Annotated in this window: 4 protein-coding genes and 1 pseudogene; 1 reads left to right on the plus strand and 4 read right to left on the minus strand. The window is 60.6% G+C overall.

The genetic code is table 11. The annotated features are described in order from the left end of the window. The 3 genes and pseudogenes from XH80_RS03070 to XH80_RS03080 form a co-directional block, all read right to left on the minus strand. A pseudogene (locus tag XH80_RS03070) lies at window positions 1-884 on the minus strand ((Fe-S)-binding protein); the annotation flags it as partial. 306 nt (window positions 885-1190) lie between these two features. Beyond that, window positions 1191-1943 carry an ABC transporter ATP-binding protein gene (locus XH80_RS03075; protein WP_271597283.1) on the minus strand — a complete coding sequence of 251 codons (753 nt, stop codon included), beginning with the start codon at window positions 1941-1943 and terminating at the stop codon, window positions 1191-1193. An 82-nt stretch (window positions 1944-2025) separates the two neighbouring features. After that, complete coding sequence (locus XH80_RS03080) at window positions 2026-2769, minus strand: ABC transporter permease (protein WP_271597284.1); 744 nt, start codon at window positions 2767-2769, stop codon at window positions 2026-2028. On the opposite strand from XH80_RS03080, the gene XH80_RS03085 reads away from it, so the two are divergent. Further along, window positions 2768-2995 (plus strand): hypothetical protein, encoded by a 228-nt coding sequence (locus XH80_RS03085; RefSeq protein ID WP_271597285.1) that lies wholly within the window; start codon window positions 2768-2770, stop codon window positions 2993-2995. The two genes, XH80_RS03080 and XH80_RS03085, sit on opposite strands and share 2 nt — an antisense overlap. An 838-nt stretch (window positions 2996-3833) precedes the next feature. Here the strand turns inward: XH80_RS03085 and XH80_RS03090 are convergent. Further along, window positions 3834-4010: heme-binding protein (locus tag XH80_RS03090; protein WP_271597286.1), on the minus strand; the 177-nt coding region annotated here is incomplete at its 5' end.

The following is a 4010-nucleotide window of genomic DNA, read 5'->3' on the forward strand; positions in this document are numbered from 1 at the left end:
CTGCCGCTGGGGGGCTTGGGCATGTGCACGCGATAGCCGCCGGCCGTCAGCACGCGCAGGGCGGCGTCGAGGTTTTCGCGCTCGTAGATGCGATTGAAAGTGTCGGCGAAGAGAACGACTTCGCGGCCGGTCTCCGGCCCAACGCTTTCAGCGGGCGGCACGAATACATCGCTGCGGAACGCGGGCAGGGAGCGGCGGGCACTGATGCCGGCGAAGCGCTCGAACAGCTTTCGAAGCAGCGGACTGTGGTTGCGCAAATTCGCCAGCGGCGCGAAGCGCGCGGCGAGGCCGGCATAGCGCGGCAGATAGCTGACCAGGCGATCGCGCAAGGTGAGGCCGTGGGAAGCTGCGCGCGCCGCCAGCGCCTCGATCTTCATCTTGGCCATGTCGACGCCAACAGGACATTCGTGGCGGCAGGCTTTGCAGGAGACACAGAGCTTTAGCGTCTCCATCATCTCGTCGGAGGCAAGCGCGTCGAGGCCCAGTTGGCCTGAGATCGCGAGCCGCAAGCTGTTGGCGCGGCCGCGCGTGGCGTCCTTCTCGTTGCGCGTGGCGCGATAGGACGGGCACATCACGCCGCCCTCGAGCTTGCGGCAGGCGCCGTTGTTGTTGCACATCTCGACCGCGCCCTGAAAACCGCCGCCGGCGCCGGGATAGGCCGACCAGTCGAGCTTCGTCTTGAGCTCTTTGACGCGATAATCCGACTTGAAGCGGAACAGCGAGCGGTCGTCCATCTTCGGCGCGTCGACGATCTTGCCGGGATTGAGCACGCCTTCAGGGTCGAAGCGCTTCTTCAACTCGCGGAAGTCGGCGACGAGGCGCTCGCCAAACATGACCTCGTGGAATTCCGAGCGCACCATGCCGTCGCCGTGCTCGTGGCTCCCCATGGTCCTTTGCTGCCCGGTCCGGGCGATCTCCGCGCGGGCGCTTCCATCACACAAGTAGCGCTCGATCGCAGTGACGCAATCCTCGACCGAGTGCCAAGCCGCGACCTCGCGCGTTTCGTCGAACAACACCTTCGTACCGAGGGCTCCAAGATACAGCCTCCAAATCGATTTCTTCGGGTTTTCGATCCCAAGCGGCCGCAACAACCGTTCTGGCGCGGAATAGCTCATCCAGAATCGCGCGAGCGAACTCATCTACTTCACGTTCTAAATTAGCATGACGTCGAGTCGACTTGTGACAGAAGTTCAACTCATCTGATCGTAGACGGCGAAGCCTTCGTCAACGCCGCCAAAGAAGACCCTCTCGCCCTTGGATAGGACTAGCGCCTTTGTGCAAATCAGCCTGCACAGCTCTTTCGAATGTGACGCCATCATCAGGATCCGTGCACGGCTGACGAACTGATTCACACGCTCGCGCGCCTTCTCCTGGAAGTGCGCATCGCCCGCGCCGATGCCTTCGTCGATCAAGAGGACGTCCGGGTTCTGGGCGGTCGCAAGCGCGAACGCGAGCCGCGCCTGCATGCCTGCAGAATAGATGCGCGTGGGTAACGACAGATAGACACCGAGCTCGGTGAACTCCTCGATGTCTTGCACGAGGTCCTGATATTTTTCGCTGGACCAGTTGTATAGATTTGCGATCAGCCTGATGTTCTCGTAGCCAGTAGCATCGGAATTCAACGCAATGCTGCCGCTGAGCAGTGTAAACGTGCTCCCCTTCACATCCACCGAACCGGTCGACGCCGGGTAGATACCAGCCACCAGCCGCAACAAGGTGGTTTTTCCCGCGCCGTTGTGGCCGACCAGGCAGACCCGGTCCCCCTCCTCCAGCTCTAGCGAGAGATTCTTCAGGGCATGAATGACGATGACGCCGTTGAGCCGGCTTGCCGAGTCGGAGCCTACCCGGACATTGCTGAATGACGGCATGCGGATCAGGCGGAGCGCATGGCTATCGTAGATGGGTATGCTGACGTTGACGTTCTTCAGACGCACGTGAGTCATGGACTAGCCGTTTCTCATGATAATTTTTGCTGTTCGAGCATGATCTTATCGGAAAGCCGGTGCCCACTTCTCCGGACATGCGCTAGACGCAGAATGCGAGGTGAGCGCGCATCCGTCGGTAAACGAAAAAAGCGAGCCCATAGCCGGCCACGGTGAACCCGAGAACCGTCAGATAGTGCCAGAGCGGCGGAACCTGGCCGAGCAGCGGATCGCGAATGATCTCGATGAAATAGAAAAGGACATTGTATTCGACGAGAAACTGCCGGTTGCTGGTGATTTGTCGGTAGTTCCAGAATACCGGCGTCAAGAAAAAAGCAAGTTGCATCAAGTTTCGCACGATCAGTTCAACGTCCCGGTATCGCGCGCAGATGAAGCCGAGCACCATCACGACCCAGAAGCCGTTGACGAAGAGCAGGACGATCCCAGGGATCGCGAGCAGGCTGGTCGGACCGAGCGGCACGAGTGCGAACACGACCCCCACCACATAAATGATCGCGTGATGCCCGAAGGTGATCATGATCTTGAAAACGGTTCGTCCGACATAGAGACCGAGACCGAGTGTCGAATTGCTGAGATATCCGGCATGTCTGACGAAGACGCCGCCTCCTTCGACGATAAGCGCTGATATGGCCGACCAAACGATGATTCCGACGCCGACATAGGCGATAATGTCGGAGACACTGCTGCCAAAGATCGCCGAAGAGACGGCGCTCAGGCCCAACAACATCACCAGAACGTTGAGGGTCTCCCACAGAGGACCGATCCTAGAGCGCCGATACTGGCAGACCGTGTCGAGCCACGCCCAACTCAGGGCGTTGGACAACATGTTCAAGCTCCCGTGGACCGCTGATGCCACCGGACGCGGTTCTGATATCGGCTTTACAATGGTCGAGGCCAAGACCACTCCCAACTTCGTGCACCACTCCGCGTCAGCGTCGCGTTCTGAAAATATCGCGCCCGACAGCCAGACCTCACCAGAAGTCGGCGCAAAAGAAACTTGCGATGCCCCGCAAGATTGCGCCAGACGTCAGGCCCGCAACCGAGCTTCGTAACGGCGGTAGAGGCCTTCGATGCTCAGCATGGCATCTCGCCCAAGCTGCCCCTGTTCGCAAGCCGCAACGCTGGCCAGAACTTCGCTCCGCGTTAGCATGCCTGGAATTACCCTGGCAACTCCGTCCCCGAGAGGCAAAATCGCAGCGCCAACGCAACGCGATTCCGGGGCCTATCAGCCAGATCGACGCTGTCGACATCGATAACCCCTTGGGCAGCCACCATCCAGGTGACGATCCGATCGCGTTGCCGTCTGCTGCGGTGGTCGTTGGCCGGAAAGAACGGTGTCCGCGCCGACGTCTCCGGCCAGAAATCCCGAGGCGCGCGGGGTAGGGGCGATAATGCCAATGCCTCGCCATGCCGCCTGACAGGGTAATCCGGCATCGATCCGGCGAGAGCGTCGAGATGCCCCAGCACCTGACCTTGCCCTCCGTCACAAAGCGCTGCATCAGCTCCACGACTTCAGGGACGCCATGACGATGTCCGGACATCCGATCCCTTTATGGCGCCTGATTCTTCCAGTATCCTCTTGTCGTCCTGGGCGTCGCCAGCTGATTGCGGGCGGCCATCGTCAATTTGCTTGCCGCGTCACGATTTCTCGAAGTATGCCCTGCAAATCGGAGCGTCCCGTACAAACGCTGGACGGTCGATTTCCTTGGCAGAAGTTTTTCGTCGGGCGCTTACACCTGTTTCCCCGGGAAAATCCCTTGAAAGAAAACCGCTTAACGCGTGAGAGCCCTCAGGCCTCGCATCATAATCCTGGCGTCGGGGGCTCGAGCCCCTGCAGTTGCTCGATTCCCCGGGCCAGCCGTGCTTCTAGTTGTCACCCCTGAGCAAGTCCTAACCCGCGTTGGCCTTGAGCCCCGCCGCCTGGATGCCGGCCATCGCGCAGACCTCGTCATTGTCCGACGTGTCGCCCGACACGCCAACGGCGCCGAGGAGCGTCGCGCCATCCATGATCAGCACGCCGCCGGGGACGGGCACCAGCGCGCCCTTGGCGATCGTGTTCATGGCGTC

Source organism: Bradyrhizobium sp. CCBAU 45384, from assembly GCF_028128665.1.
Taxonomy (GTDB): domain Bacteria; phylum Pseudomonadota; class Alphaproteobacteria; order Rhizobiales; family Xanthobacteraceae; genus Bradyrhizobium; species Bradyrhizobium manausense.

Bases quoted from the DNA above. Each gene is read 5' to 3' on its own strand.
- XH80_RS03075 (WP_271597283.1), bottom strand. From the start codon at position 1,943: ATGACTCACGTGCGTCTGAAGAACGTCAACGTCAGCATACCCATCTAC.
- XH80_RS03080 (WP_271597284.1), bottom strand. From the start codon at position 2,769: ATGTTGTCCAACGCCCTGAGTTGGGCGTGGCTCGACACGGTCTGCCAG.
- XH80_RS03085 (WP_271597285.1), top strand. From the start codon at position 2,768: ATGTTCAAGCTCCCGTGGACCGCTGATGCCACCGGACGCGGTTCTGAT.